Source organism: Actinoplanes regularis (assembly GCF_900188005.1).
Classification (GTDB): Bacteria; Actinomycetota; Actinomycetes; order Mycobacteriales; family Micromonosporaceae; genus Actinoplanes; species Actinoplanes regularis.
The window spans coordinates 277,314-303,771 of record NZ_FZNR01000008.1; the positions used below are offsets into that span (position 1 = coordinate 277,314).

A 26,458-nucleotide genomic window follows, 5' to 3' on the forward strand; every position below is an offset into this window, starting at 1 on the left:
CCGGACATGGCCGACAATCCGCCGCCTCCGCGAACGCGGGTGGTGCTGGGCGACGCCGCGGCCCGGCGCCGTCCGGCCGACCCGGCCCGCACCGACCTCGCCGAGCAGACCCCGGTCGGCGAGGCGCTGGTGAAGGGCCTGGTCCGGGCCCAGCTGGCACTCGCGCTGCGACTGTCGCTGGTGGTCGTGGCCGGGCTGGGCGCACTGCCACTGCTGTTCGCCGTGGCGCCCGCGGTCGGCCGGCTGAAGGTCTTCGGGGCACAACTGCCGTGGCTGCTGCTCGGCGTGCTCTCGTTCCCGTTCCTGATGCTGGTCGGCGTCGCGTACGTGCACTGGGCGGAGCGCAACGAGCAGGACTTCACCGCCGTGGTCCGTAGACCCGAGCGATGAATCCGTACCTGCTCCCCAGCCTGATCGTGGTCATCCTGGTGACCGTGGCGATCGGTGCGTACGGCCTCCGCTTCGCCCGCACCACCTCGGACTTCCTGGTCGCCTCGCGCAGCGTCAGCCCGTCCTGGAACGCGGCCGCGATCAGCGGCGAATACCTCTCCGCCGCCTCCTTCCTCGGCGTGGCCGGCCTGATCCTGCGCTACGGCGCCGAGGTGCTCTGGTACCCGGTCGGCTTCGCCGCCGGATACCTCGCCCTGCTGCTCTTCGTGGCCGCGCCGCTGCGCCGCTCGGGCGCGTTCACCCTGCCGGACTTCTGCGAGGTACGGCTGCGGTCCACCCGATTGCGCCGGCTGGCCACCGCGTTCGTGCTCTTCATCGGCTGCCTCTACCTGCTGCCCCAGTTGCAGGGCGCGGGCCTGACCTTCGCCACCGTCACCGGCGGTTCCTACGCCTGGGGAGCGCTTCTGATCGGCGTGGTGGTGACCGGCAACGTGGCGTTCGGCGGAATGCGCGCGATCACGTTCGTGCAGGCCTTCCAGTACTGGCTGAAGCTGACCGCGCTGGCCGTGCCGATCATGTTCCTGATCTTTCAGTGGCAGGCCGACGGCCGCCCGGCGGTGACGCCGCCGGCCGGCGCGGTCTTTCCCGTCGCGACCAGCGTGGTGATCGAACGCGACGCGGTGCTGGACGGGGTCGGCCCGGTGACCGCCGGCGAAACCCTGCACTTCGCGGCGGGCGCCCCGGTGCCACGGGTGGACACCGTCGACGCGAAGTTCGGCGTGGACTGGCTGCAGCCCGGCAGCGAATCCGGCCTGTTCAGCACGTATTCGCTGATCCTGGCGACGTTCCTGGGCACAATGGGGCTCCCGCACGTACTGGTGCGGTTCTACACGAATCCGGACGGTGCCTCGGCCCGGCGCACCACCCTCGTCGTACTGGCCATGGTCGGCCTCTTCTACCTGTTGCCGACGCTCTACGGGGTCCTCGGCCGGGTCTACACGCCGCAACTGCTGATGACCGGGCGCACCGACGCGGTGGTGCTGCTGCTCCCGGAGGCCGCGCTGGGCGGCGGGCACCTGGGGCGGCTGCTCGGCGCGCTGGTCACCGCGGGTGCGCTCGCCGCGTTCCTGTCCACCTCTTCGGGCCTGCTGACCAGCGTCGCCGGGGTGATCTTCACGGACGTGCTGCGGCCCGGGCGGTCCGGGTCGGTGCGCGACTTCCGGCTGGCGACGCTGCTGGCCGCGGTCGTACCGATAGTTCTGGCGATGTTCGTGTCCGACATGGACGTCTCGCGGGTGGTCGGGCTGGCGTTCGCGGTGGCCGCGTCGAGCTTCTGCCCGCTGCTGGTGCTGGGGATCTGGTGGCGGGGGCTGACCGCTGCCGGTGCGACCGCCGGAATCCTGGTCGGCGGCGGGTCCGCGGTGGTGGCGGTGCTGGTCACCGTGCTCGGGGCGGAGCTGCCGAGCGGTCTCGCCGAGTTCATCGGGCAGCCTGCGGCCTGGACCGTACCGCTGGCGTTCCTGGTAATGGTCGTGGTGTCACTGCTGACCAGCCGCCGGGTGCCGGCCGACGTGGGCGCCACGATGTTGCGCCTGCACGCACCCGAGTCACTGCGGGGTTGAAGCATTTAAGGATCTTTAAGGTACGAACCCCGTCCGCTCGCGAACGAGGCACGTAAACACGGGCATGAGGAGATCACGCAGCAGTGCATACCGGCGGCCGGGCAGTGGACTCACCGGGCGCAACCGCAAGATCGCCATCGGACTCGCCGTCGCAACCCTGGCCGGCGGCGCGTTCGCCGTCAGCACGGGCATGAGCAACGCCGCCACCAACTGCTCCGGCCTGGACCAGTCGCTGCGTGACACTCTCGCCTTCATGGCCGAGCAGCGTGCAAACCCCAACGCGCAGACCGACGCCGTGCTGGCGAACCGCCAGGCCGTCGTCGACCTGATCAAGGTGCAGCGCCAGCAGGCGGGCTGCAACGCGAACATCGCCGCGCCGCCGGCCGCCCCCACGAAGGCTCCCACCAAGGCCCCCACCAAGGCGCCCACCACGGCTCCCACCGCCGCGCCCACGAAGGCGCCCACGAAGGCGCCGACGACCGCGCCGACCCAGGCCGCGGGCGGAGCCGGGAACGGGACCGGGGCCGGGGAGGTCGTCTGCAAGGGCTCGACCGTGACCCTCTCCGGCGAGGCCGGCGCGCCGTTCGCCTCGAGCGGGACGTTCCCGATCGGCACCCGCCTCAAGGTCACGAACCTGGACAACAACAAGAGCACCACGGTGACCGTGCAGAGCGTCTCCGGCAGCTGCGTTCTCCTCAACAACGCGGCCTTCGAGCAGGTTCGCGAGCCGGGCAAGTTCCTGATCCGGCGCGCGGTGATCGAACGCGTCGGCTGATCGGATCCGGGTGTTCCGCGGCTCCCCTTTCGCCGCCGCGGAACACCCGGGCACCGCGATGGTCATCGCAATTTCCGAAGCCCATCCCGCCGTACGAAAATGACCCGCCGTTCCGTCGCGTCACCGGACGGCCCCAGCACATATCCGTCGATCCACAGCCAGCCGGCATAGGTGAGGCGCTGGTCGACCCGAATCACCCGGAACGTCAATGCCCGATCGCCCGCGAACTGAACGCTCGCCGCGCCGCCGACGTGAAACACGTCCCCGGCGCGCGGCAGATCGTCGGCCATTGCTGCACCCCCGGCACGACATTACACAGAATGCGTAATGCGCCGACCTCGTCCACTTTCGAGGGACGGTGCGACTTTCGCCGGTCGGGGATCGCTCGATGATCAGGGTCGGCCGGCGATTCGAGATCCGTTCCGCGGCGCCGACGGCCGGCTGCTCCGGATCGGGCGCAACCCGTCCTGCCGGACGAAGATCCGCCGCCGCTGCAACGCATTCCCGGCCGGGCCGACGACGTAGCCGTCCAGCCAGATCCAGCCGTCGTAGGTGACCCGCGGGTCGAGCCGGATGATCCGGAGGGTCAGGGCCCGATCGCCGGAGAACTGGACACTCGCCTCGGCCCCGACGTGAACGACGTCGCCCGGCCGTAACACCACCTGAGGCATGCGCCGTCCCCTCCCGCCAAAGGTCCCCAGAGAAAAATAGCTGGTGATCAATTAAATCCGGTAGCGGCATGCGCGATCTGTAATCGCGACAATGATCGGATGACCATTCATTCCACCGACCCGTTCGCGGTGCCCGACGGCGACAAGTCGCCGATACGTCGTCTGCGCGGCAGGCTGGCCTCGCCGGTCACGCTCTGGACGGCACCCGGCCCGGCCGGGCTGACCGTCTCCTCGACACTGGTCGCGGACGGCGAGCCGGGCCGGATGCTCGGCCTGATCGACGAGGAGAGCGACTTCTGGGACGCCGCCTTCCGGGCCGGCCGGTTCGCGGTGACCCCGTTGACCCCGGCGGATCGCCAGCTCGCGGACAGATTCGCCGGGCTGATGCCGGCGCCGGGCGGGTTGTTCGCCACCGGGGAGTGGCGGGAGACGCCGTACGGTCCGGTGCCGGCCCACGCCGGGACCTGGGCCGGCTGCCTGCTGGTGAGCTCGCGGCCGTGCGGGTGGGCGCTACTGGCCGAGGCGACCATCGAGACGACCTCCTTTCCCACGGCGAGCGCGCCGCTGGTGCATTTCCGCGGCAGGTACGCCGAACTCGCCTGACGACTTCGGTGCCGGATCCGGCTCGGTAACCGCCGATCCGGCTCGGCGACCGCTGAGCGCAGTCAAACCGCCACTCAGCGCAGGCGCGAACCGGCAACCCGGGACCGGGGGCATTCCTTCGTACGGTGCCGGAAAGTCCGCCCCGCCAATGAAGGTGGTGAAACCGTGCCGGCCACCCCCGAGAGATATCTCGAGGTGCAGAACTCCGACGAATTCGGTCGACTGCGCCGAACCCTTCGCAACTTCATCTTCCCGACGACGATCGCGTTCATCCTCTGGTACGCCCTGTACGTCCTGCTCTCCGCGTACGCGCGGGATTTCATGGCCATCAAGCTGGTCGGCAACATCAACATCGCCCTGGTCCTCGGCCTGCTCCAGTTCGTCTCGACGTTCGTGATCGCCTGGTACTACTCGCGGTTCGCCGCGCAGAAGATCGACCCGCTCGCGGACGACATCTACAACGAGATCGAGGGTGACCGCCGCCCGGCCGACACCGCCTCGACGGACGGGGGCGTCCTCTGATGCCGGTAAACCTGCTCGCGGCCGAGTCCTCGGCCAGCACCTCGCGCACGCTGACCATCACGCTCTTCCTGGTCTTCGTGGCCATCACGCTGGGCATCACCATCTGGGCGAGCCGGCAGACGAAGACCGCCACCGACTTCTACGCCGGTGGCCGGCAGTTCTCCGGCTTCCAGAACGGCATGGCGATCGGCGGCGACTACATGTCCGCCGCCTCGTTCCTCGGCATCGCCGGCCTGATCGCGCTCTACGGCTACGACGGCTTCCTCTACTCGATCGGCTTCCTGGTCGCCTGGCTGGTGGCGCTGCTGCTGGTCGCCGAGTTCCTGCGCAACTCCGGCCGCTACACGATGGCCGACGTGCTCGCTTTCCGGATGCGTCAGCGTCCGGTGCGGATGGCTGCCTCGGTCTCCACCGTGGTGGTCTCGATCTTCTACCTGATCGCCCAGATGGTCGGCGCCGGCGCGCTGGTCTCGCTCCTGCTCGGGATCACCGCGGACCAGACGTTCCTGGGCATGGACGCGGACACCGCCAAGGTCTTCACGATCATCCTGGTCGGTGCGCTGATGATCGTGTACGTCGTGGTCGGCGGCATGAAGGGCACCACCTACGTGCAGATCGTCAAGGCGTTCATGCTGATGACCGGCGCCCTGGTGATGACCCTGATGGTGCTGGCGCACTACAAGTTCAACCTGTCGACGTTGCTGGGTGACGCCGCCGCGCAGTCCGGCAAGGGGGCCGCGTTCCTCGAACCGGGTCTCCGGTACGGCGTGGAGACCGCCGGCGACGCGACGAAGACCTTCTACAGCAAGATGGACCTGCTCTCGCTGGGTCTCGCGCTGGTCCTCGGCACGGCCGGCCTGCCGCACATCCTGACCCGGTTCTACACCGTGCCGACGGCCCGGATCGCCCGCAAGAGCGTGCTCTGGGCGATCGGCATCATCGGCACCTTCTACCTGTTCACCCTGGCCCTCGGCTTCGGTGCGGCGGCCCTGGTGGGCGGCAAGGCGATCACCGCGCAGGACAAGGCCGGCAACACCGCCGCGCCGCAGCTGGCACAGAAGCTCGGCATCGACTACCTGGGCGGCGACACCGGCGGCTCGATCCTGCTGGCGATCATCGCGGCGGTCGCCTTCGCCACCATCCTGGCCGTGGTGGCCGGTCTGACCCTGGCGTCCTCGTCCAGCACCGCGCACGACTTCTACGCCAACGTGATCAAGCGGGGCAACGCGTCCGAGCGGGACGAGGTCCGGGTCGCCCGGTTCGCCGCCCTGGTGATCGGCGCGATCGCGATCGGGCTGTCGATCTTCGCGCAGAGCCTGAACGTGGCGTTCCTCGTGGCGCTCGCGTTCGCGGTGGCCGCGTCGGCGAACCTGCCGGCGATCCTCTACAGCCTCTTCTGGCGCCGGTTCAACACCTCGGGCGCGGTCTGGGGTATCTACGGTGGCCTGCTGAGCGCGGTGGTCCTGGTGTTCTTCTCGCCGGTGGTGTCCGGTTCGGCCACCGCGATGTTCCCGGCGCACGACTGGCACTGGTTCCCGCTCTCCAACCCGGGCATCATCTCGATCCCGCTGGGCTTCTTCTTCGGCTGGCTGGGCACCGTGCTCAGCTCGGAGAAGGACGTCGAGAAATACGCCGAGCTGGAGGTCCGGTCGCTGACCGGGCACGGCGCGCACTGATCCTTACCGCACCGCCCGGGCCGGCGTCGTCGCCGCGCCGGTCCGGGCCCGGCCTCGTCGCACGTCATGCCCCGTCCGGTACCGGGTCATCGCACGTCATACCCCGTCCGGTACCGGGTCATCGCCCGGCCCGCCCCGTCCGGTACCGGAGAAGCTCCCACGTTCGTGCCGAACCGGGTCGCACACCCGGATCGCTGGTCTTTTCGACCTAATGTGGTCTCATGTCTGCGACCACCTCTCCCAGCGGCAATCCCTCCGGACGGGCCTCCGTCCCGCCGTACGGGTCGGCTTCCGGCCGCCCCGCGGGACGCCCGGTGTCCCCGGGTGGTCCGGGTGAACGAGGGCACTCCTACAAGGGCGGCCGCCCGCGGATCCGTCCGCGCTGGGGCCGCATCGCTCTGATCGCCGGCGGCGTGGTGCTGATCCTCGCCCTGGCCGGCGGCTTCTTCGCGGTCAACTACGTCAACGGGATCGACGACGATCTCAAGCGCACCAACGCCTTCTCCGGCCTCTCCGAGGACCGGCCGGCCAAGACGGTGAAGGGCGCGTTCAACATCCTGCTGGTCGGCAGCGACTCCCGGGATCCGGACACCAAGGACGACGAGGCCAACGCCTGGCGCGCGGACACGCTGATGATCATGCATGTGCCCGCCGACCACAAGAACGCGCAGATCGTCTCGATCCCGCGCGACCTGTGGGTGGTCGTGCCGAGCAGCAACGACGCGCCCTGCAGCTCCGGTTCCCGCGCCAAGATCAACGCATCGTTCGCCTTCGGTGGCCTGCCCCGCGCGGTCCACACCGTCGAGTGCCTGACCGACGTGCACATCGACCACGTGATGGCGGTCGACTTCGGCGGCTTCAAAGAGGTCACCGACGCCTTGGGCGGTGTCGACCTGAAGGTCGACCAGAGCATCACGTCGATCCACCCGCCGCACCGCGTGTTCAAAAAGGGCATGATGCACATGGACGGCGCCCAGGCCCTGGACTGGGTGCGTCAGCGCAAGCAGTTCCCCCGCGGCGACTTCGCCCGGATGCAGCACCAGCAGGAGTTCCTCAAGGCGCTGATGGACAAGGCGGCCAGCAGCGGCACCCTGACCAGCCCGGGCAAGCTCGACGACTTCCTCGACGCGGTGGCCAAGGCGGTCACCGTCGACCAGGACTTCTCGCTCAAGGACATGGTTCTGCAGTTCCGTAACCTGCGCGGCGACAACCTGACGTTCCTGACCAGCCCGAACAAGGGCAGCGAGACGATCGCCGGGCAGTCCGTGGTGGTCTCCGACCGGGAGAAGGCGCTGGCGCTCTACGAGGCGATGGCCGCCGACAAGATGAACGAGTGGATGGCGGCGAACCCGGTCAAGAAATCCTAGGACGGCACCGCGCCGTACGCTGGAGGCGTGTTCGGACCTCAGGTACCCAGCGTGACCCCGGATCAGGTCGATCCCGCCGCCTACCTCCTCGACGTGCGTGAGCCGGACGAGTGGACCGCCGGCCACGCGCCCGGCGCTCACCACGTGCCGATGATGGAGGTGCCGGCCCGGATGGCCGAGGTGCCCACCGACGGCGAGGTCGTGGTGATCTGCCGGGCCGGCGGCCGCTCCGGCCAGGTGGTGGCCTATCTGTTGAACAACGGCTGGGACAACGTGCGCAACCTCGACGGCGGGATGAAGTCCTGGGCGGCGGCCGGCCGGGACGTGGTCAGCGAGGACGGGCAACCGGCCCGGGTGTTGTGAACGGCTATCGACCCCTCGTCTTCGCCCATCGTGGGGGCGCGGACGCGCTGCCCGAGCACACGCTCGGGGCGTACCTGCGCGCTCTGGAGGAGGGTGTCGACGGCCTGGAGTGCGACGTCCGGCTGACCCGCGACGGGCACCTAGTCTGCTTCCACGACCGCAAGCTGAGTCGTACCAGCAACGGCAAGGGCCTGGTCAGCCGGCGCACCCTGGCCGAGCTCGACGAGTTCAACTACGGCTCCTGGCACCCCCGCTACCCGGCGGACGAGGAGCTGCCCGACCTGAGCCGGCTGCTCACGCTGGAACGGCTGCTGGAGGCGGTCCGGGACTGCGGCCGCCCGGTCCGGCTGCTGGTCGAGACGAAGCATCCCTCCCGGCACGGCGCCGAGGTGGAGCGCCGGCTGGTCCGGATGCTGCGCCGGTTCGGGCTGGCCGAGCCGAAGCCGGACGACCTCGTACAGGTGACCGTGATGTCCTTCGCGGCGCTCGCGCTGCGCCGGATCCGCGCGCAGGCACCCGGCGTGCCCACCGCCTACCTGATGGATCTCCTGCCGCCCATGGCCGGCAAGGGCCGGCTGCCGTTCGGAGCCCGAATCGCCGGGCCCGGCGTCGAACTGGTCCGTAACCGGCCCGGCTTGCTGCCCGCGATGCGGGCGGCCGGCCATCAGACGTACGTCTGGACCGTCAACGAGCCGGACGACCTGGAACTGGTGCTTCAGCACCAGGTGGACGGCGTGATCAGCGACCGGCCCAAGTTCGTCCTGGACCGCCTGGCACAGATGTGACTGCGGACACATCTGCCCAAAACGTGAGCGGCGAGGCAGACTCGCAGGCATGCCGGACCGTCCCGACTACCCAGCACTGACCCGGGGTCAGCTCGCGGTTCTCGACCGCGTCAACGCCGGCGAGTCCGGCCTGCCCGTATTGCAGCGACTGGTCCGCCTGGCCCAAGACGTGCTCGGCGCCGACGGGGCCGGTTTCGCGGAGTACGTGGCCGGCCAGGGCCGGATCATCGCGGCCACCGGGGTGTGCGAGCCGGCCGTCGGCCGTCGCCTCTCGCTTGCTCCGCTGGAGTCGGTGGACGACGAGTTCGCCCGGCTGGTCGAGGGCGGCGACCCGGGGCACATGTCGGGTGCCCGGTGCGTGGCCGGGGACACGGTCGCCGGCTCGCTGCACGTCTACTTCGGGGGCGCCGGTGAGCCCGGGACGGAGCATCACGCCGTACTGGAGCTGCTGGCCGGCGAGATCGGCCGCCTCTATCGCCTCGGCACCGGGCTGCCGGTGCATCCGGCGGCGACGGAGCAGGCCGATCGCGACCTCTGGGTGGCGGTCACCAGCCACGAGCTGCGCACTCCGGTCACGGTGATCAAGGGGTACGCGGACACCCTCACCAACCACTGGGAGACGCTCGGCGATCCGGGACGCAGGGAGGCGGTCCGGGTGATCGGCAACCGGGCGGGCGAGCTGGCCCGGCTGGTCGACCGGCTGCTCGCCGCGGCCAGTGACGGGGTGCTCCGCTCGTCCCCGGCGGGACCGTTCGACCTGGTCGAGGCGCTGCGCGAGGCGGCCGATGAACTGCCGGCCGACCTGCGGCGCCGGTTGCGGCTCGTCCAGCTGCCGGAGGGCCTGCCGAAGGCGTACGGAAACCGCGATTCGATCGCCACCATCCTCACCGAGCTGACCACGAACGCCGAGAAGTACTCGCCGGCGGAGAGCACGGTCGAGCTGTGCGTGGGGGTGCAGGACGACACGCTGCGGTTCCGGGTCTCGGATCGGGGCACTGGCATCGCACCCGAGCACGTCGAGCTCGCCTTCGAGCGGTACTGGCAGGCCGAGGGCGGCGACCGGCACCACCATCCCGGCGCCGGCCTGGGCCTCTACCTGGTCCGGCAGATGGTGGAACGCCAGCACGGGTGGGTGTCGCTGCGTCCGAGGGAGGGCGGCGGGACGGTGGCCGAGGTGCGCCTGCGCCGTGCGTGACACCGACACGGTGGCCCGCGTCACCGCTTTCCGGGTGACACCCCCTAGGCTGGTCCCTCGTGAGCAAGCGTCGTAAATCCCGCGAATCTGAGCCGAAGACCAAGGTGCGCGACATCTTCGTCGCCCGCCCGTTCGAGGGTCTGGCCGACGAGCCCGAATGGATCGCGCTGCGCGAGCTGGTCCCGGCCGCCTCCGCGCCGCTGACCCTGAAGCCGGAGATCATCGCGGAGTACGGCGACCGCCCGGTCACCCTCTCGACGGTCCTGCCGATGGCCTGGCCGGCCATGTCGCGCCGGGACGGCGAGGTCTTCATCGGTCTGCAGCGGCACGTGCAGTCCGGTGACGTCTCCCGTGACCTGGCGGTGGCGATCCTCGCCGGGCTGCAGACCACCCCCGGCGAGCCGGTCTCGGTGCCGGGGCTGCCCGGCGAGGGCCCGCGCCTGCAGGACATCCTGGCGGACGGCCCGCTCGAGATCACCATGCGGGACGGCTTCGAGTACTGGCTCGACAACGACCAGCTGCAGGACGCCAATGTCAAGGCGTCGCTGGAGCGAGCGAACGCCTCGATCTACCCGACCGTGCGCCTGACCTCGGCGAAGGCCGCGTACTGGTGCCGGATCGCACCGGACAAGGGCCACGTCCGCTGGGTGCTCGGCGAGGACGAGGACCGGGCGCTGGACACGCTTGCCCGGCTCTCCGCCGCCGGCGAGCTGCTGCTGCGCGAGGAGACCAAGTTCGCCGGCATGTTCCGGGCGCACGGGCTGCTGGTCCCGGTCTGGGACATCCCCGGCGAACCCGAGGCGGGCGACTGGGAGGCGCCGCTGGCCGATTTCGCCAAGCGGTACCAGGACACCCTCGCGATCACCGAGCCCCTCGACGCCGCCGCCCGGCGCGCCCGGCAGGGCCTGATCGGCCGCCAGCTGACGCTCCGCTGAGCGCTCTGACGCCGGCCCCGGTCCTCTGACACCCGCTGTCAGCGAGCCGGGGCCAGCGGAGCCCGTTCGATCGGGCAGCTCATACAGCGCGGGCCGCCGCGGCCGCTGCCCAGCTCCGAGCCCTGGATCCGGACCACCTCGATGCCGGCGCGCTCCAACTGCGCGTTCGTCTCCACGTTGCGCTCGTAGGCGACGCAGAGCCGGGGTGCGATGGCCAGGGTGTTGTTGCCGTCGTCCCACTGCTCCCGCTCGGCGGTCACCGGGTCGAGCCCGGTGTCGATGACACGCAGGTGGTCGATGCCCATCGCCTCGGCGGCCGCCTCCAGGAACGGGCGCGGCGGGCGGACCGTCAGCTCGTTCTCCGGTCCCGCGGTGATGGTCCACGCCTGCAGGGTGTCGGCGACGTTGGGGTACATCACCACGGCGTCCGCGTCCACCATGGTGCAGACGGTGTCCAGGTGCATGGTGGCCCGTTCCTGTGCGATCGGCACGGCGAGCACGGTGTGCGCCAGGCCGGCCGTCAGCACCCGGCGGGCCAGCCGCTCGGCGCCGGCCGGGGTGGTGCGCTCGCCGACCCCGATCGCCAGCACTTCGGGCGCCAGCACCAGCACGTCACCGCCCTCGACGTGCTCCAGAGCCGGCTCGTAGAGCAGTTCCGCCCCGGCGAAGCGCGGGTGGTACCGGTACACCGCGTGGGTGAGCGTGGTCTCCCGGCGCCGGGCCGGCATCGCCAGGCTGGTCACCGCGACCCGGTCGCGCACCCAGACCGAGGAGTCCCGGGTGAAGAGCAGGTTGGGCAGCGGGTCGATGACGAAGTCGTTGCGTTGCAGCATCTCGTAGACCAGGCTGCCGCCGCCCGGTTTGACCTCCTCGTGGGCGAGGCCCGCGATGAGCACCTCGGCCAGCCGCCGCGGGTCCTGGTCGGCCAGGTAGCCGGCGATCCCGGCGCGCAGGCCGTCACCCAGCCGCGGGTCGGCCAGAACGCCGGCGGTCAGCTCGGCGCGGGCCTCCGGGACGGCGAGCGTCTCGGCGAGCAGCCGGTCGAGGTGGAGCACCTCGACGCCGCGGGAACGCAGCGCCTCAGCGAACTGATCATGCTCGTCCTGGGCTCTGCCGACCCACGGGATGCCATCGAAGAGCAGCGAGCCACTGTTCCGCGGCGTGAGCCTGGCCAGCTCTTTTCCGGGTCGGTGGAGCAGGACGGTGCGCAAACGGCTGACTTCACTGTCGACGTACACCATGCCGACGTTAGCCTGCACCGAACGCTACCGCCCGGTCACGTTGCGATCTAGATCCTGGGACAGGCATGCGCCGGACGGGCGACGGCGATAACTTGGCAGGGTGCGACGAAGCCGCGATGCGCAGGTGTCGAGATGCACCATCCGCAAGAAGAGGTTGTCCGTGAATGCGGTATTCATCCACACTTCTTTCTCTTTCTTTCCCCTCCGTCACCCTTCTCCGTGAAGGCTCGAGCACGTACGGTAGTTGGAAATAGAGAGCCAGCCCGATAGACCTTTTGCCGGAGGTCGCAGTGACTGTCTTCCCCGCCCGCCCTGCCCTGCCCGTACCGTCCGCCAACCGAGCACTGACACCGGCGGGCCGTGCGACACCCTCCCCTGCTCTGGAACCACGACTCACTCCGGTCGAGTGGGCCCGGCGCCGTCGCGCCGAGCGTGAGGCCCGCCGCATGGAGGCGGCCGGCGCCCGCGCCCTGACCCGGCTGGACCGACTCGGTTCCGCCTGGCACATCGTGGACTGGCCGCGGACCGACCTGTCCCAGTCGTACTACGAGCCCGACCCCGCCGACGAGCGGGCCGGCTTCCTCGCGATCGGCCCCGGTGGCGTCTACGCGGTGACCGTCGCCGACCACGGCCGCTCCCGCGTCCTCATCGCCGGTGACGTGGTCCAGATCAACGGCAAGCGCCCGCAGTACATCGCGGAAGCGCGTCGTGACGCCCGGCGGGCCGCCAAGGCCCTCTCCGCCGCGGTCGGTCTGAACGTGCCGGTCACTCCCGTGCTGACGTTCGTCGGCTCCGGCGTGATCAGCGTGCACGGCCTGCCGAAGGACTGTCTGGTCGCCACCGACAAAGAGCTCGACCGGCTGCTGCTCGCCGGCGGGGCTCGGATCTCCGCGGCTACGGCGAGCAAACTCTCCGAAGTCGCCAGCAACCCTGGTACCTGGTCGAACGCGCCCTATCGTCCGACTGGCGACTACCGTTGGTACAGCAACGGGCAGACGGCCGCTGACAAGCGGCCGACCCGCCGGTAACGTTCCTTGCAACGTCGCCGACGGCGGCGCCCGGGTTCGCCGGGGCGCCGCCGGTCGGCGCGACGAAAGCGAGGAGGAGCGGGTGGCGCATGTTGAGCTCTCCCTCTCGGGAGCGTTCGTCCCCCAGGCACGCACACCGGCCGAGGCCGAATTCGTCACCAGCGTCGAGCGCTGGGCGGGCACCGTGGCATCGGCCGCCGAGCCCTGCATGGTCATCGACGCCGGCGGCATGATCCTGGCCGTCTCACCGTCGTGCAGCGAGTTGCTCGGGTTGGGCAAGCCGGCCGAGGCGATCGGCAAGCGGCTGGCCGCGACCCTCGAGCTGATCGATTTCACGGCCGGCGCCGGCCCGCTGGAGGGCCCCGAGGCGGACAAGATCCCGCCGCTGCTGGCGGTCCGCAGTGAGCGCCTGGCCCGGGGCCTGATGCGGGTGGCGGCGGGTGCCGAGCGGCCGCCGCTGACGGTCGACGCGATCTCGACACCGCTGCTGTCGGGCGAACGAGTGGCCGGATCGCTGACCTTTCTCTCCCCGGTGAACTATTGATGTCTGGTTTGTCCGTGGCGGTGTGGTGTTCGACGCATCCGACAACCATTGGGTGTTACCGATCCGTAACGTAGTCTGCCGTCATGCTCGATCTAGACCTGTTACCAGGGGAATACGCGGTGTGCCGCCTGCCGGCCGGCTCGACCCTGCCCTCCTCCTTGACCACGGGTCCGGACGACAAAAGCGTCATCTCCGTGACCTGGGGCCTCGATGAGATCTCGATCATCTGCCGGTCCGACCGGGTGCCCGAGGGCGCCGAGGCCGACACGGCGTGGCGCTGTCTACGCGTGGCCGGGCTCGACCTGACGATGACCGGGGTGCTCGCCTCGCTGGTCGGGCCGCTTGCCGACGCCCGGGTCAACATCGTCACGTTCTCCACCTACGACACCGACTATCTGCTGGTGCCGACGGTGCGGCTGACCGAGGCGGTCAACACGCTGACCGTGGCCGGGCATCGAATAGCCGGCTGACGATCTGGCATGGTCCGGCCCGGGCTCCTACCATGAGCCGGTGTCACCGCACACTCGCTACATCCCCCTGACCGTGGGCGCGCTGCTGCTGACGGCGGCCTGCGCGTCGCGGACCGAGCAGCCCCTGCCCGCCGCGAGCGCCTCGCTGCCGGCGGCCGGCGCAGTGCCCTCGATGGCCCTGCCGCCACCCTCCTACGCGCCGATGTCACCCGGCATCGGCTGGCCAACGGCGACGTATGCGTATCCCACGCAGACGTACGCGTACCCCACGGCCACGACGACCGCGCCCACCGCGGCGCCGCTGACCAAGTCGCCGACGCCGACCCCGACGCACGCCGCGAAATGCACCGGGCAGCCGAAGGGCGCGGAGATCCTCACGGTCATCAAGGGTGAGGACGGCATCCCGGACAAGACGTTCCAGGTGAAGGACGGGCCGTTCTGCTCGGGGACGTGGGCGTTCACCACGGTGAAGCTCGCCGGGTCGGACGCGGGCGACCAGGAGCCGCTGATGGTCGTGACCATCGGCAAGGGCAACACCTTGACGGTGGTCGCGGCCGGGTCGGACGTCTGCAACGCGCAGGTGCAGTCCAGCGCCCCGGCCGGGATCCGGGTGCTCGCCTGTGGCTTCTGAACGCGCCGCCGACGAGCCTTAGACTGACGAGATGCCCGGAACGCCGCCCACCCGTTTCACCTACCTCGGCCCGGAAGGCACCTTCACGGAGGCTGCCCTGCGGACCATCCCGGCCGCCGAACACGGGCTGCGCACCCCGGCCCGCAGCGTGCCCGAGGCGCTCGAGGCGGTCCGTTCCGGCGAGGCCGACGCCGCGCTGGTCCCGCTGGAGAATTCGGTCGGCGGAGCCATCCCGGTCACCCTGGACGAGTTGGTCACCGGCATGCCGCTGATGATCACCCGGGAGGTGCTGCTGCCGGTCGAGTTCGTCCTGGCCGCAGACGTGTTGAAGCCGCTCGCCGGGCTGCGGACCATCGCGGCCCACCCGCAGGCCTCCGCACAGTGCCGGCACTGGTTGCAGGCGAACGTGCCGGACGCGGTGGTGGTCGACGTGCTCTCCAACGCCACCGCGGCGCTCAACGCGGCCGCCGGGGAGTACGACGCGGCGCTCTGCGCCCCGATCGGCGTGCCCCGTAACCGGCTCACCGTGCTGGCCGAGAAGGTCGCCGACCGGACCGAGGCGGTCACCCGCTTCGCGCTGCTCACCCGGCCCGCGCCGCCCCCGCCGCCGACCGGCGACGACGTCACCTCGCTGGCCGTCTCGATCCGGCACGACCAGGTGGGGGCGCTGCTCGCGGTGCTCACCGAACTGGCGGTGCGCGGGGTCAACCTGTCCCGGATCGAGTCGCGGCCGACCGGGGAGCAGCTCGGGACGTACTTCTTCTTCCTTGACTGCACCGGGCACGTCGCCGAGGCCCGCCTGGGCGAGGCGCTCCAGGGTCTGCGCCGAATCTGCGCGGAGGTGCGCTTCCTGGGCAGTTACGCCCGCCACCGGCTGCATCCGGAGCCGCCGGTCCAGGCCCCCGCCGGCCTCTCCGACAGCGACTTCGCCGACTCCGCCGCCTGGCTCTCCCGCCTCCGCGACGGCGAGGTCTTCTAGGTTCCTCGCCTCACGCCCAGCCCAGCTCGTGGAGGCGATGGTCGTCGATGCCGAAGTGGTGGGCGATCTCGTGGACCACGGTGATCGCCACCTCCTCCACCACGTCGTCCTCGGTGTTGCAGACGCGCAGGGTCGGCAGGCGATAGATGGTGATCCGATCGGGCAGGACGCCGGCGTAGTCCCAACCACGGTTGGTCAGCGCTGTGCCCTCATAGAGGCCGAGCAGGTCGTCGCCGTCCGGTGAAGCATCCTCCACCAGGAACACCACATTGTTCATCAGGGACAACAGCTCGGCCGGCACCTCGTCGAGAGCCTCACCGACAAGTTCCTCGAAGCGTTCCCGACTCATCTCCACCGGCACACCGCCCATTGTGCGCCAGCGCGGCCCGTCACAGGACACGCCGGCGCACCGGACGGGACGTCAGGCCAGCCTGGCCGTGAGGCTGATCGTCGCGCCCGGGCTGAGCAGGCGGGAGATCGGGCAGTTCTCCTTGGCGGCCTCCGCGAGCTTCTGGAACGTGGCGTCGTCGATGTTCGGCACGACGCCGACCGTCTCCAGCTCGATCCGGGAGACGCCGACTCCGGCGTCGGTCTTGTCCAGGTGCACCTTGGCGACCGTGTCCACCGAGGTGGGCGTGAAGCCCGCGTCGGCGAGACCCTTCGAGAACGCCATCGAGAAGCAGCCGGAGTGCGCGGCGGCGATCAGCTCCTCGGGGTTGGTCCCCTCGCCCTCCTCGAAGCGGGACTTGAAGGAGTAACTCCCCTGGAGGCCGCCCTTACCGGTCTTGATCGTGCCGGAACCCTCGGTGAGGTTCCCTTCCCAACGGGCCGTAGCAGAACGAATAGGCATGGACAGAACGCTAGCGGATCCGGGGGCCCGTGGAAGCCCGACGCGACATGGCCCATGATGGATCACATGTCGGAAACCGGGCCCGAGATGGTAATCGAATTCGGCCAGCCGGAGCCGCCCGAGTCGCCCCGTAGCTTTCTCCGTGAGCTCGGGACCGACCGCCGGCTCGCCCCGCTTGTCGCCGGGCTGGGTGGTGTCGCCGCATTCGCCTCACTGGTCTCCGAGTGGCAGGTGACCACGGTGGACGGCCTCGTGTACGGGGCCGACGAGGTGGGCGCGACCAAGATGTTGCCGGCCGACCTGTTCGACCTCGGGGGCCTCGCCTCGGCGTACGTCGGCGGTCTTCTGCTCCTGGTGATCGCGGTGCTGCTGACGCTGCTCGGACCCGTGGCCGGGCGGCGCTACGCCTACCTGGCCGGCCTGGGCTCCGGCGGAGTGCTGCTCGCGCTGCTGCTGGCCATGGTGCGGCTGCTCGGTGACCAGAGCCGGCTGATCTCCCGCTTCTACACGATCGAGTTGGACTCCGAGCATCTGAAGGTGGTCTACGGGCGCGGCCTGTGGTGCGCGCTGGCCGCAGTCGGCGCGGGCATGATCGCGCTGTGGCTCGCCGGCCGGGAGGCCCGGATGTCCGACGGGGAGCCTCGCCCGCGCCGGCTGGAGCGCGTCGAACCGGAGTTCGAGGAACCGCTGGAGCTGAGCATCGAGCCGGCCGAGCCGTTCGTCACCCGGGCCGCCGACCTCGACCGGCCACACCATTCCGGATGACGAGGGATATCCGGGTGATGATCGGACTCGTCCGCCGGTAGGCTCGACAACCGTGATTGACCTGCGCCTGCTTCGTGAAGACCCGGAACTGATCCGCGCGAGCCAGCGGCTGCGCGGTGAGTCCACCCAGCCGGTGGACGACCTGCTGCGCGCCGACGAGGAGCGTCGGGCCGCCACCCAGCGGTTCGAGACGGTCCGGGCCGAGCAGCGGTCCATCGGCAAGGAGGTCGCCAAGGCCTCCGGTGACGAGCGGGCCGCCCTGCTCGTCCGCACCAAGGAGCTCGCCGCCGAGGTGAAGGCGGCCGAGGCCGCGGCGACCGAGGCCGAGCAGGCGCTGAAGCGAGCCCACCTGGCCGTGCCGAACGTGGTCGCGGGCGCCCCGCCCGGCGGCGAGGACGACTTCGTGGTGCTCCGCGAGGTCGGCACGATCCCGGAGATCGCCGCGCCGAAGGACCACCTGGAGATCGGCGAGGCGCTGCGCGCGATCGACACCGAGCGGGGCGCCAAGGTGTCCGGCTCGCGGTTCTACTTCCTCACCGGCGTGGGTGCGCTGCTCCAGCTCGGCATGCTGCAGCTGGCGATCCAGCAGGCGGTCGAGCACGGCTTTGTCCCGTCGATCACGCCGTCCCTGGTCCGGCCCGAGTCGATGGAGGGCACCGGCTTCCTCGGCTCGCACGCCGGCGAGGTCTACCGGCTGGAGGCCGACGACCTCTACCTGGTCGGCACCTCGGAAGTGGCGCTCGCGGCCTACCACTCGAACGAGATCATCGACCTGAACAACGGGCCGTCGCGGTTCGCCGGCTGGTCGAGCTGTTACCGGCGGGAGGCCGGCTCGCACGGTAAGGACGTGCGCGGCATCCTGCGGGTCCACCAGTTCGACAAGGTGGAGATGTTCTCCTTCTGCAAGCCGGAGGACGCGCTCGCCGAGCACGAGCGCCTGCTCGCGATGGAGGAGGAGATGCTGGCCAAGGTCGAGATCCCGTACCGGGTGATCGACGTGGCCGCCGGTGACCTGGGCTCCAGCGCGGTCCGGAAGTTCGACTGCGAGGCCTGGGTGCCGTCGCAGGGGCGGTACCGCGAGGTCACCTCGACGTCGAACTGCACGACCTTCCAGGCCCGTCGGCTGAACATCCGCTACCGGGACGAGAACGGCAAGCCGCAGACCGCGGCGACGTTGAACGGCACGCTCGCCACGACCCGTTGGCTGATCCCGATCCTGGAGAACCATCAGCAGCCGGACGGCTCGGTGCGGGTGCCGAAGGCGCTCCAGCCGTTCCTCGGCGGCCGGGAAGTGCTCGAACCCAGTCGATAACGATCTCGACATCGGCCGGTCACCAGTTGTCATGGCCGCTGGTGGCCGCGCCGGTGTACCGTTCTCCTTCCGCCCTCCGCGGGGGTTTAGCACCCTCGGAGGTACCGATGCTCAAGCCCGGGCTCCCCAAGCTGATCGCCACGGACCTCGATGGCACGCTGGTCCGCAGCGACGACACGGTTTCCGCATACACGCACTCGGTCCTGGACCGGGTCCGGGCGGCCGGCATCCGGATCGTCGCCGCCACCGGCCGGGGCCCTCGCCTCACTTCATTGACCCGCAACGACATCCGGGTCGCCGACTATCTGGTGCTCGCCCAGGGCGGCTGGGTGCTGGACCAGGCCGAATCCCGCTACCTGCGCCAGGCGCGGCTGTCCGGCTGGGCGCTGGCCGACGTGCTGGCCCGGCTGGAGTCGGTGGCCGGCCCGCTCTCGGTGATGTTCGAGGCGTTGGAGCACGACGACTCTCCGCTCTGGGGCGACTTCGACCCGACCTGGCGCTACCCGGTCACCGTCGAGGCGCGCACCCGGGCCGAATGCCTCGAAGGCGACGTGATCAAAGCGTTCGCCCGCTCCCTCGAGCTCGACGTGGACGCGCTGCTGGCGATCGCGAGGCGGATCATCCCATCGGACATGGCCACGGTGACCCAGGCCGGCCTCGACTACGTGGAGATCTGCCCGGCGCACGTGGACAAAGGCACCGGCCTGGCGGTGGTCGCCGAAACGATCGGCGTCGATCCGGCGGATGTGCTGGTCTTCGGCGACATGCCCAACGATCTGCCGATGTTCGACTGGGCCGGATGGGGCCGGATCGCCGTCGCGAACGCGCACCCGGAGCTGCTGGCGGTCGCCGACGAGGTGACGCTCACCAATGACGAGGACGGGGTCGCCGTGTTCTTGGACCGGCTATTGTCCCGGTGATGGCTGACTTCACCCGTGCCGGAGAACCCGGGCAGAAACACGATTTTCGGCTGGTCGCGACGGACATCGACGGCACGCTGATCAACAGCGAGCGGCTGCTCAGCCAGCGGACCATAAGCGTGCTGGGCGCGGTCCCGGTGCCGGTGGTCCTGGTCACCGGGCGGCCGCTGCGCTGGCTCGAGCAGCTCAACGAGCAGTTGCCCGCGCCGCTGCCGGCGATCTGCGCCAACGGTGCGGTGATCTACGACCCGCACACCGACGAGGTGCTGCGGACCGAGACGCTCTCGCGTGAGGTGCTGGTCGACGTCGTCCGCCGGCTGCGCGACGCGGTGCCGGACGTCTCGCTCGCGGTGGAGGTCGAGGACGGCCGGTCCTTCCTGCACGAATCGACCTGGCCACGGCTCTGGGTCGACCAGCGGGTCCGGGTGATCGCCACTCCCGACGAGCTGACCTCGGTCCCGGCGGTGAAATTGCTGGCCCGCTCGATGACGGCCGATCCCGACGACTTCCTCGAGCTGGTCAGCAAGATCCTGGGCGACACCGCCGAGGCGACCCGATCGTCGTCGTCCGCGCTGGTGGAGATCTCCGCGACCGGGGTGACGAAGGCGGCCGGGCTGGCCTGGTTCTGCGAACGGGAGGGCATCGACGCGGAACAGGTGGTGGCGTTCGGCGACATGCCCAACGACATCCCGATGCTGGCCTGGGCCGGCCACTCGGTCGCGATGGGCAATGCCCATCCCGCGGTACGGGCGGTCGCTGACGAGTGCACGGCCACCAACAATGACGACGGCGTGGCTCTCTACCTGGAGAAATCCTTCAACCTCTAGCCCCGGTCCGCGGCCTGAGGCGCGCGGCCGCGGCACGGCGTCAGGCGGACTCCGCGCGAGTGAGCCACGGGACTCGGCCGAGAGGCCTGCGGACGGGGGGCGTAGGTCGTACCGGAAAGGGATTTAGAGGTATTGGCCTGTGGGGCTGTCGGTCTTGCCCGGGATGCCCATCGGGAGCGCCGGGCGGCCCTGGCCACCGCGGATCTGCTCGAGCTGGAGGCGGGCGGCCATCTGCTGAGCGACCAGCGCGGCCTGGATTCCGTGGAAGAGCCCTTCCAGCCAGCCGACCAGCTGGGCCTGGGCGATGCGCAGCTCACCCTCGCTGGGTGGGGTGTCGCCCTCGAACGGCAGGGACAGACGCTCCAGCTCCTCGCGCAGCTCGGGGGCCAGACCGTCCTCCAGCTCCTTGATCGAACGCTGGTGGATCTCCCGCAGCCGGCCGCGGCTGGCCTCGTCGAGCGGAGCGGCCCGCACCTCCTCGAGCAGCTGCTTGATCATGCTGCCGATGCGCATGACCTTCGCAGGCTGCTCGATGAGGTTGCCCGGCTCCTCCGGGCTCATCGTGCCGTCCTCCTCGATGGTGCCCATCGGGCGGCCGTCGGGGCCTACGACGATGACGGAGCCGTCTTCCTTGTGCTCAGTAGTGCGGGTGTCCTCGGTCATGCGCCCCATCTTCGCGCACCGGATCCAAGGGCGCCCGCGAGGTCAGGGCCGAAGTTCCGCCACGGCACACTTGACGCTGCCGCCGCCACGCTTCAGCTCGGAGAGATCCACGTGAACGGGCTGATAACCGGCCGCGCGGACCTTGTGCCCCATGTCGACCGCGTCAGTGTTCAGGATCACGTGGCGGCCATCGCTGACCAGGTTCAGGCCGAACGCCTCGGCGTCGGCCCGGTCGGCGAGGACGGCGTCCGGGAAGAGTTGGGCGAGCACCTGCTGGGAGGCCGGCGAGAAAGCCTCCGGGTAGTACGTGACGTGCCGGTCGTCGAGCGCGGCCAGCGCCGTGTCCAGGTGGTAGAAGGACGGGTCGACCAGCCGGAGTGAGATCACCGGGCGGCCCAGCACCTCCTGCGCCTCGGCGTGGGCGGCCGGTTCGGTGCGGAAGCCGTAGCCGGCCAGGACGATGCCGCCGTACGCCGCGGGGAGGTACGCGAAGTCGCCCTCACCCTCGTTGACGTGCTCGGGAGCGACGAACTTCCAGGCGTCCGCGGCGTCGTAGAACGTCCGGTGGGCGGCCGCCTCGTCAGCGCGCTGCGGGTAGCGGAACCGGGCGCCGTAGACGGTGCCGTCCACCGAGAACGCGCCGTTCGCCGAGTAGACCATGTCCGGCAGGCCCGGGCGGGCGTCCAGGACGTGCACCACGTGACCGAGATCGATCAGGGTGGTACGAAGCGACTCCCACTGCTTCAGAGCCAGACCGGCGTCCACCGCGACGGTCGTGTCCATCCACGGGTTGATCGCGTACTCGACCGTGAAATGCTCCGGGGGGCACATTAAGTATGTCCGCTTTCGCGGCAATCGCTCCAGGTGGCTCATGAACATTTAGCGTAGGTAGGCTGCGGTGCGGCAAACAGCTCGAAATCTTGCTCCTCGGAGGCGAATCGTTGCAGATGGACGCCGTCGACCAGCGAATCATTGCGTTGCTCGTCGCGGACGCCCGCGCCTCGTACGCGGAAGTCGGCGCGAAGGTCTCGCTGTCCGCCCCGGCGGTGAAACGCCGGGTGGATCGCTTGCGCACGGCCGGGGTGATCAAAGGATTCACCGCGGTCATCGAACCGACCGCGGTCGGATGGACCACCGAGGCGTTCGTCGAGCTGTTCTGCACCGGGCGGACCACGCCGGCACAGATCACCGTGGCGACCCGCCGGCATCCCGAAGTGGTCGGGGCCTACACGGTCTCCGGCCAGGCGGACGCCCTGGTGCACCTGCGTGCGGCCGACATCGGTCACCTGGAGCAGGCGCTGGAACGGCTGCGCGCCGAGCCGTTCGTGACCTCGACGCGCAGCATGGTCGTGCTGTCCCGGCTGGTGGAGACGCCGACCGCGATGCCGATCTAGAGGTACATCCCGGTCCGGTGCTCGCCCTCGCTCCGCGGCGGGGTCGGCTTGTCGCCCTCGCCGAAGAAGCGCTTGCCGCCGAACTCGCCGTGCAACCGGTCGTCGAGCTCGTCGGCGAGGCCGGTCATCACCTGCACCGCCAGCATCAGGTGGACCGCCTGGAAGTTCCGGCCGAAGACCGGGATCGACGCCCACACGGTGTCCTGAGCGCAGTACAGCCGGCCGATCGGCATGCGGTTGGTGAGCTCGGACAGCTTCACGTAGAGCTGCTCGGTCGGCTCGACCTCGGTGAGGATCGGTGAGAAGACGTCGACCAGCGGCGGGTTGTCCCGGACCCGGACGAAGACCATCGCGGAGCCGGCCCGGATGCCGATGTCACCGTCCGCGTCGACCTGCAACTGGTCGACGGTGGTCTTGGACATGGTGGCGACCACCGTGCGGACCCGCTCGTCGAGCGGCACCTCGTCGACCACCACCTCGGCCATGAGCTGATCCTCGCTCAGCTCGACGCGACCGGTCCCGATCTCCAGTCCGGGCTCGGGCCGCGCGGTGCCGAGCGGACCGGCGTCGATCGGCTCGTCCTCCTCGTCGTGCACCAGGTAGACCAGGAAGGCGGGGTGCGGGGCACCGTAGACGTCACGCAGGGTGCGGGAGACGACGGCGGCCAGGGCGGTCGATCTGGCCTGCTCGGATCGCAGACCGAAGGCGTCCCCGGAGCCGGCCAGCACACCCGGCGGCGACCAGCCGAGCGCGACCATGTCGGCGACGGCGGCCCGGTTCATCCGGAACTCCGGCGGCAGCGCCGCATTGCCCACCGCGAGCGCCTCGACCACACCGGCCGACAGGACCCGCATGCTGACCGAGTAGACGGCGGTGCCGGTGCCGGACGCCGTCGGGTCCAGGGTGACGTCGACCTGGGCGCCGGACGGCAGGCCGGAGAGCAGGTCGGCCAGGGCGCCCGCGAACTCGCGCCAGGCCTCGGTGACCTTGGCCCGCAGGTCGGCCGTGGTCGGTTCGTCGAGCAACACGCTCTCGGGCGTGTCGCCCGCCGGGCTCTCTGCCGTCATGATCGCACCTCCGTCCCCGTCACCCTATCGAGCGTCGCCGTGCTGTAAACGCCCGTCTCGGGTTCAGTTCCCGGTGGCCTCGTCCCGGCCCTGATCTGCCCAGGACAGGGCCAGGGTGGTGATCCGCTCGGCGAGGTCGGCGGGGTCCGCGCCGCGCGCGGCGGCCAGCCCCATGAGGTACGCCGTGACCGGCGCTCCGGGCCGCACCACGTTGTGCGCGACCTCCCGGGCCACGTCCAGGATCGCCTCGACGGGCACGTCCTGCGGGGACACGCCCAGCTCCGCACCGGCCGCGGCGACCCACCTGTCCAGGTCGCTCATCTCGCCCACTCCTCCGCAGCCCGCAGATCGTCATCGGTGTCGCAGTCGAACCAGGGCGGCGGCCCGGGCCGGCGCCAGGACACCTCGGCGACTCGAAGCTCGGCGATCAGGTCACGGACCGGCGCACCGTGCAGGCCACCCCGCTTGGTGGCGAGCCGGTCGATGGCGGCGCGCAGCGCCGCCGTCTTCCACACCCCGCAGAGGATCTGCAGCCGCCCATCGGTGTCCCGGTAGACCGCGCCCTCCATCGCCGCCGACTCCAAGGTCAGACGGAGCACGTCGATCGCCTCACCGGTCAGGAACGGGAGGTCGGCGGCGAGCAGCGCGGTGTACGCGATGGTCTCGGGCACCAGCGCGAGCCCGGCCGCGGCGGCCGCGACCGGACCGCCGCCGGGTGGCTCCTCGCGCGTCACATGCACCGGAACCGGCAGGTCGGCGGGCACCCGGCCGACCACCACGCGCGGATCGGCGCCGTGCACCGCGGCGAGGACCCGGGTCAGCATCGGCTGGCCGGCGACCGCCAGAGTCGGCTTGTCCGCACCGCCCATCCGCCGCGCCGCACCACCGGCCAGGACCACTGCCGCAAATCCCCCCACGTGAGTACCGTATCCCGACCGGATGTCGGGCGTGTTGTTGCCAGGTCCCCGGCTTCGGCCGCGAGGTTTCGCCGTGACGCGCCGTAAGCTCCGGCCATGGGGAGGAGCACGACGCGCCGGCCGGTGGTCCGCATCGATCTCAACGGGCCGGCAGGCAGCAGCAGTCGGCGGCCCGACGAGCTCGCCGCCGAGGAGCCGCTGGAGATCCGGGTGCGCAAGCAGCCGCTCGCGGTCACCATGCGCACCCCGGGACACGACATCGACCTGGCGATGGGTTTCCTGCTCAGCGAGGGCCTGATCGCCGAGGCAGGGGATGTGAGCACGGCCCAGCTGTGCGCCGGGACGGACACGCCGAACACCTACAACGTGGTCGACATCGTGCTCGGTGATCACGTGCCGCCGGTGGTCACCGACCTGAGCCGCAACTTCTACACCACCAGCTCGTGCGGGGTCTGCGGGAAGGCCAGCATCGACGCGGTGCGGACCCGGTCGCGGTTCGACGTGGCCGGCGACCCGCTGCGCGTGCCGGCGACCACCCTGGCCGAACTGCCCGGCCGGCTGCGAGCCGCGCAACGCACCTTCGACCGGACCGGGGGCCTGCACGCGGCCGGGCTGTTCACCGCGGCCGGGGAGTTGCTGGTGCTGCGGGAGGACGTGGGCCGGCACAACGCGGTGGACAAGGTGCTCGGCTGGGCGCTTCGGGAGGGCCGGTTGCCGCTGGCCGGGCAGGTGCTGATGGTCTCCGGGCGGGCCAGTTTCGAACTCGTCCAGAAGGCGTGGATGGCCGGCCTCCCGATGCTGGCCGCGGTCTCCGCACCGAGCACGCTCGCGGCCGACCTCGCCGAGGAGGCCGGGCTGACCCTGGTCGGCTTCCTCCGGGGGGCGACCATGAATGTCTACACCGGAGTGGATCGCGTCACAGTCTGACGTCTTCATCGGCGCCGCCGGGCGGCCGGCATCAGGTGCGGCGGCAGCCCGAACCCCAGCACGCTGTGCAGCATCCCGGCCAGCCGGTGCCGCGGCTCCTCGGCCAGGGCCCGATCAACGGCGACCCGGGCCAGCGCGCCCTTCCCGACCCGCCAGGCGGTCAGGCCGAGCAGGCAGGCCGGCGGCGCCACATACGCCGGCTCGACCTGCCGCAGCACATCGGTCCAGAGCCGGATCCGCCACTCGTTCCCGCCGACGGCCCGGTCCAGGGCGTAGTCCTCCACGGACCGGTCCACCAGCAGCACCCCGAGCCAGGCGATCTCGTCCGGGCTGAGCGCGCCGCCGGACCGGTAGCACTTCTCCGCCGCCCGCACCGCGGCCTTCCCGTTCTGCCGGACCAGCCGCCCGTACTGTTCCGCGGTCAGGTCACCGGCGAGCAGATCGGTGAAGCGGCGCCGCGCCCGCTCGGTGGCCCGGGTCATCTCGGCACGCCGCGCGCCGCTCACGGCGGCCACCTGCGCGGTCAGCTCCCTGCGGCTGGGCAGCGCCACCTGGCCGCGGAACGTCGCCTCGGCGGCGATCACGCTGTCCCCGGGCAGGCAGGGTGTGCCCGCCGCGGGACAGCAGCTCTTGTCGGAGCAGAAGTACGACCACCATCGGCCGTCACTGACCCGGATGGCGTCGAGCACCTCCAGACCACGGGTCCGCACGGCCTGAGCGCTGCGCAGCACCGCCGGGGTGACCCGGGCCGACGACCCGTAGCCGATGACGGCCACCAGCCTCGACTCCTGGCGGGCGACCGCGTCGGCGACCGCGCCGGCCGCCTCGTCGGCGTCCGCCTCGGTCCAGTCCGGCGGGGGCAGGTCGTGGCAGGCGGCGAACTCCACCCGGGCGCCGGCGAGCCCGATCATGGCCACGCAGTCGTTCGGGTGGTAGCCCATCACGAACGGGACGACCGCGACGAGCTCGGCGGGGTTGCGGATGACGAGGGTGCAATCGGCTGACATGCGGGGCAGCTT

The 26,458-nt window shown here is 70.6% G+C and carries 33 protein-coding genes; 22 read left to right on the plus strand and 11 right to left on the minus strand.

Going from position 1 to position 26,458, the window contains the following annotated elements:
• The first annotated feature begins 6 nt into the window (after window positions 1–6).
• The 3 genes from CHC09_RS22670 (at window position 7) to CHC09_RS47745 (ending at window position 2,787) form a co-directional block, all read left to right on the plus strand.
• Window positions 7–390, plus strand: coding sequence for a DUF485 domain-containing protein (locus CHC09_RS22670; protein WP_089295175.1), 384 nt, complete (start codon window positions 7–9; stop codon window positions 388–390).
• Window positions 387–2,012: a sodium/solute symporter gene (locus CHC09_RS22675; protein WP_089295176.1), complete on the plus strand. Its 1,626-nt coding sequence runs from the start codon at window positions 387–389 to the stop codon at window positions 2,010–2,012. The genes CHC09_RS22670 and CHC09_RS22675 overlap by 4 nt, the downstream gene beginning before the upstream one ends.
• 64 nt (window positions 2,013–2,076) lie before the next feature.
• Window positions 2,077–2,787 (plus strand): RlpA-like double-psi beta-barrel domain-containing protein, encoded by a 711-nt coding sequence (locus CHC09_RS47745; protein ID WP_239138398.1) that lies wholly within the window; start codon window positions 2,077–2,079, stop codon window positions 2,785–2,787.
• 62 nt (window positions 2,788–2,849) lie between these two features.
• Here CHC09_RS47745 and CHC09_RS22690 read toward each other — a convergent pair whose 3' ends face one another.
• Together CHC09_RS22690 and CHC09_RS22695 are read right to left on the minus strand one after the other, a co-directional pair.
• Window positions 2,850–3,077, minus strand: coding sequence for a hypothetical protein (locus CHC09_RS22690; RefSeq protein ID WP_089295179.1), 228 nt, complete (start codon window positions 3,075–3,077; stop codon window positions 2,850–2,852).
• Between the two features lie 102 nt (window positions 3,078–3,179).
• Window positions 3,180–3,458: a hypothetical protein gene (locus CHC09_RS22695; protein ID WP_089295180.1), complete on the minus strand. Its 279-nt coding sequence runs from the start codon at window positions 3,456–3,458 to the stop codon at window positions 3,180–3,182.
• A 99-nt stretch (window positions 3,459–3,557) separates the two neighbouring features.
• Here CHC09_RS22695 and CHC09_RS22700 point away from each other — a divergent pair, with 99 nt between their 5' ends.
• The 8 genes from CHC09_RS22700 (at window position 3,558) to CHC09_RS22735 (ending at window position 10,904) form a co-directional block, all read left to right on the plus strand.
• Entirely contained in the window at window positions 3,558–4,061 is a 504-nt protein-coding gene (locus tag CHC09_RS22700; RefSeq protein ID WP_089295181.1) for a flavin reductase family protein, read from the plus strand.
• Window positions 4,062–4,226: 165 nt separating this feature from the next.
• The gene (locus tag CHC09_RS22705; RefSeq protein ID WP_089295182.1) at window positions 4,227–4,583 is read left to right on the plus strand and encodes a DUF485 domain-containing protein; all 357 of its coding nucleotides are present in this window, start codon (window positions 4,227–4,229) and stop codon (window positions 4,581–4,583) included.
• On the plus strand, window positions 4,583–6,259 hold the full coding sequence (locus tag CHC09_RS22710; protein WP_089295183.1) for a solute symporter family protein: 1,677 nt from the start codon (window positions 4,583–4,585) through the stop codon (window positions 6,257–6,259). Before CHC09_RS22705 ends, CHC09_RS22710 begins: the two co-directional genes overlap by 1 nt.
• A 221-nt stretch (window positions 6,260–6,480) precedes the next feature.
• Window positions 6,481–7,626: an LCP family protein gene (locus CHC09_RS22715; protein ID WP_089295184.1), complete on the plus strand. Its 1,146-nt coding sequence runs from the start codon at window positions 6,481–6,483 to the stop codon at window positions 7,624–7,626.
• 27 nt (window positions 7,627–7,653) lie between these two features.
• The gene (locus tag CHC09_RS22720; RefSeq protein WP_089295185.1) at window positions 7,654–7,989 is read left to right on the plus strand and encodes a rhodanese-like domain-containing protein; all 336 of its coding nucleotides are present in this window, start codon (window positions 7,654–7,656) and stop codon (window positions 7,987–7,989) included.
• Window positions 7,986–8,774, plus strand: a complete 789-nt coding sequence (locus CHC09_RS22725; RefSeq protein WP_089295186.1) for a glycerophosphodiester phosphodiesterase — start codon at window positions 7,986–7,988, stop codon at window positions 8,772–8,774. The genes CHC09_RS22720 and CHC09_RS22725 overlap by 4 nt, the downstream gene beginning before the upstream one ends.
• Window positions 8,775–8,823: 49 nt before the next feature.
• A complete protein-coding gene (locus CHC09_RS22730) occupies window positions 8,824–9,969 on the plus strand; it encodes a sensor histidine kinase (protein ID WP_089295187.1) in 1,146 nt (381 codons plus the stop codon).
• A gap of 59 nt (window positions 9,970–10,028) precedes the next feature.
• Window positions 10,029–10,904, plus strand: coding sequence for a DUF5926 family protein (locus tag CHC09_RS22735; RefSeq protein ID WP_089295188.1), 876 nt, complete (start codon window positions 10,029–10,031; stop codon window positions 10,902–10,904).
• A 38-nt stretch (window positions 10,905–10,942) separates the two neighbouring features.
• On the opposite strand, the gene CHC09_RS22740 is transcribed toward CHC09_RS22735, so the two are convergent.
• Window positions 10,943–12,145, minus strand: coding sequence for an arginine deiminase (locus tag CHC09_RS22740; protein ID WP_089295266.1), 1,203 nt, complete (start codon window positions 12,143–12,145; stop codon window positions 10,943–10,945).
• A 290-nt stretch (window positions 12,146–12,435) separates the two neighbouring features.
• Between CHC09_RS22740 and CHC09_RS22745 the strand changes: the two genes are divergently transcribed.
• The 5 genes from CHC09_RS22745 to pheA all read left to right on the plus strand — a co-directional run bounded on the left by CHC09_RS22745 (window position 12,436) and on the right by pheA (window position 15,797).
• A complete protein-coding gene (locus CHC09_RS22745; RefSeq protein WP_089295189.1) occupies window positions 12,436–13,173 on the plus strand; it encodes a hypothetical protein in 738 nt (245 codons plus the stop codon).
• 82 nt (window positions 13,174–13,255) lie between these two features.
• Window positions 13,256–13,717, plus strand: coding sequence for a PAS domain-containing protein (locus tag CHC09_RS22750; RefSeq protein WP_089295190.1), 462 nt, complete (start codon window positions 13,256–13,258; stop codon window positions 13,715–13,717).
• Between the two features lie 83 nt (window positions 13,718–13,800).
• On the plus strand, window positions 13,801–14,187 hold the full coding sequence (locus CHC09_RS22755) for an ACT domain-containing protein (protein ID WP_089295191.1): 387 nt from the start codon (window positions 13,801–13,803) through the stop codon (window positions 14,185–14,187).
• A 40-nt stretch (window positions 14,188–14,227) separates the two neighbouring features.
• Window positions 14,228–14,818 (plus strand): hypothetical protein, encoded by a 591-nt coding sequence (locus tag CHC09_RS22760; protein WP_089295192.1) that lies wholly within the window; start codon window positions 14,228–14,230, stop codon window positions 14,816–14,818.
• A gap of 31 nt (window positions 14,819–14,849) precedes the next feature.
• The gene (pheA, locus tag CHC09_RS22765; RefSeq protein WP_089295193.1) at window positions 14,850–15,797 is read left to right on the plus strand and encodes a prephenate dehydratase; all 948 of its coding nucleotides are present in this window, start codon (window positions 14,850–14,852) and stop codon (window positions 15,795–15,797) included.
• A gap of 10 nt (window positions 15,798–15,807) precedes the next feature.
• Here pheA and CHC09_RS22770 read toward each other — a convergent pair whose 3' ends face one another.
• On the minus strand, window positions 15,808–16,152 hold the full coding sequence (locus CHC09_RS22770) for a metallopeptidase family protein (protein ID WP_179277233.1): 345 nt from the start codon (window positions 16,150–16,152) through the stop codon (window positions 15,808–15,810).
• Window positions 16,153–16,218: 66 nt separating this feature from the next.
• The gene (locus tag CHC09_RS22775) at window positions 16,219–16,647 is read right to left on the minus strand and encodes an OsmC family protein (protein ID WP_089295194.1); all 429 of its coding nucleotides are present in this window, start codon (window positions 16,645–16,647) and stop codon (window positions 16,219–16,221) included.
• A gap of 66 nt (window positions 16,648–16,713) precedes the next feature.
• Here CHC09_RS22775 and CHC09_RS22780 point away from each other — a divergent pair, with 66 nt between their 5' ends.
• From CHC09_RS22780 to CHC09_RS22795, 4 genes are all read left to right on the plus strand, one after another.
• Complete coding sequence (locus CHC09_RS22780) at window positions 16,714–17,412, plus strand: hypothetical protein (RefSeq protein WP_089295195.1); 699 nt, start codon at window positions 16,714–16,716, stop codon at window positions 17,410–17,412.
• 52 nt (window positions 17,413–17,464) lie between these two features.
• The gene (gene serS / locus CHC09_RS22785; protein ID WP_089295196.1) at window positions 17,465–18,724 is read left to right on the plus strand and encodes a serine--tRNA ligase; all 1,260 of its coding nucleotides are present in this window, start codon (window positions 17,465–17,467) and stop codon (window positions 18,722–18,724) included.
• Window positions 18,725–18,831: 107 nt separating this feature from the next.
• Window positions 18,832–19,644 carry an HAD family hydrolase gene (locus CHC09_RS22790; protein ID WP_089295197.1) on the plus strand — a complete coding sequence of 271 codons (813 nt, stop codon included), beginning with the start codon at window positions 18,832–18,834 and terminating at the stop codon, window positions 19,642–19,644.
• Complete coding sequence (locus CHC09_RS22795; protein ID WP_089295198.1) at window positions 19,644–20,471, plus strand: Cof-type HAD-IIB family hydrolase; 828 nt, start codon at window positions 19,644–19,646, stop codon at window positions 20,469–20,471. Before CHC09_RS22790 ends, CHC09_RS22795 begins: the two co-directional genes overlap by 1 nt.
• Window positions 20,472–20,594: 123 nt before the next feature.
• Here CHC09_RS22795 and CHC09_RS22800 read toward each other — a convergent pair whose 3' ends face one another.
• Both CHC09_RS22800 and ddaH read right to left on the minus strand, forming a co-directional pair.
• Window positions 20,595–21,134 carry a bacterial proteasome activator family protein gene (locus CHC09_RS22800; protein WP_089295199.1) on the minus strand — a complete coding sequence of 180 codons (540 nt, stop codon included), beginning with the start codon at window positions 21,132–21,134 and terminating at the stop codon, window positions 20,595–20,597.
• Window positions 21,135–21,176: 42 nt separating this feature from the next.
• Window positions 21,177–22,007, minus strand: coding sequence for a dimethylargininase (gene ddaH / locus CHC09_RS22805; RefSeq protein ID WP_373871924.1), 831 nt, complete (start codon window positions 22,005–22,007; stop codon window positions 21,177–21,179).
• Window positions 22,008–22,075: 68 nt separating this feature from the next.
• Here ddaH and CHC09_RS22810 point away from each other — a divergent pair, with 68 nt between their 5' ends.
• Window positions 22,076–22,528 (plus strand): Lrp/AsnC family transcriptional regulator, encoded by a 453-nt coding sequence (locus tag CHC09_RS22810; RefSeq protein WP_089295201.1) that lies wholly within the window; start codon window positions 22,076–22,078, stop codon window positions 22,526–22,528.
• Here CHC09_RS22810 and CHC09_RS22815 read toward each other — a convergent pair.
• From CHC09_RS22815 to mobA, 3 genes are all read right to left on the minus strand, one after another.
• Window positions 22,525–23,595 (minus strand): T3SS (YopN, CesT) and YbjN peptide-binding chaperone 1, encoded by a 1,071-nt coding sequence (locus tag CHC09_RS22815; protein WP_089295202.1) that lies wholly within the window; start codon window positions 23,593–23,595, stop codon window positions 22,525–22,527. The genes CHC09_RS22810 and CHC09_RS22815 overlap by 4 nt on opposite strands.
• Window positions 23,596–23,658: 63 nt before the next feature.
• Entirely contained in the window at window positions 23,659–23,916 is a 258-nt protein-coding gene (locus tag CHC09_RS22820) for a DUF6457 domain-containing protein (RefSeq protein WP_089295268.1), read from the minus strand.
• Entirely contained in the window at window positions 23,913–24,512 is a 600-nt protein-coding gene (gene mobA, locus CHC09_RS22825) for a molybdenum cofactor guanylyltransferase (protein ID WP_239138397.1), read from the minus strand. The genes CHC09_RS22820 and mobA overlap by 4 nt, the downstream gene beginning before the upstream one ends.
• A gap of 96 nt (window positions 24,513–24,608) precedes the next feature.
• On the opposite strand from mobA, the gene fdhD reads away from it, so the two are divergent.
• Window positions 24,609–25,439 (plus strand): formate dehydrogenase accessory sulfurtransferase FdhD, encoded by an 831-nt coding sequence (gene fdhD, locus CHC09_RS22830; protein WP_089295204.1) that lies wholly within the window; start codon window positions 24,609–24,611, stop codon window positions 25,437–25,439.
• 5 nt (window positions 25,440–25,444) lie between these two features.
• On the opposite strand, the gene CHC09_RS22835 is transcribed toward fdhD, so the two are convergent.
• Entirely contained in the window at window positions 25,445–26,446 is a 1,002-nt protein-coding gene (locus tag CHC09_RS22835) for a DUF4192 domain-containing protein (protein WP_089295205.1), read from the minus strand.
• Window positions 26,447–26,458: the final 12 nt, after the last annotated feature.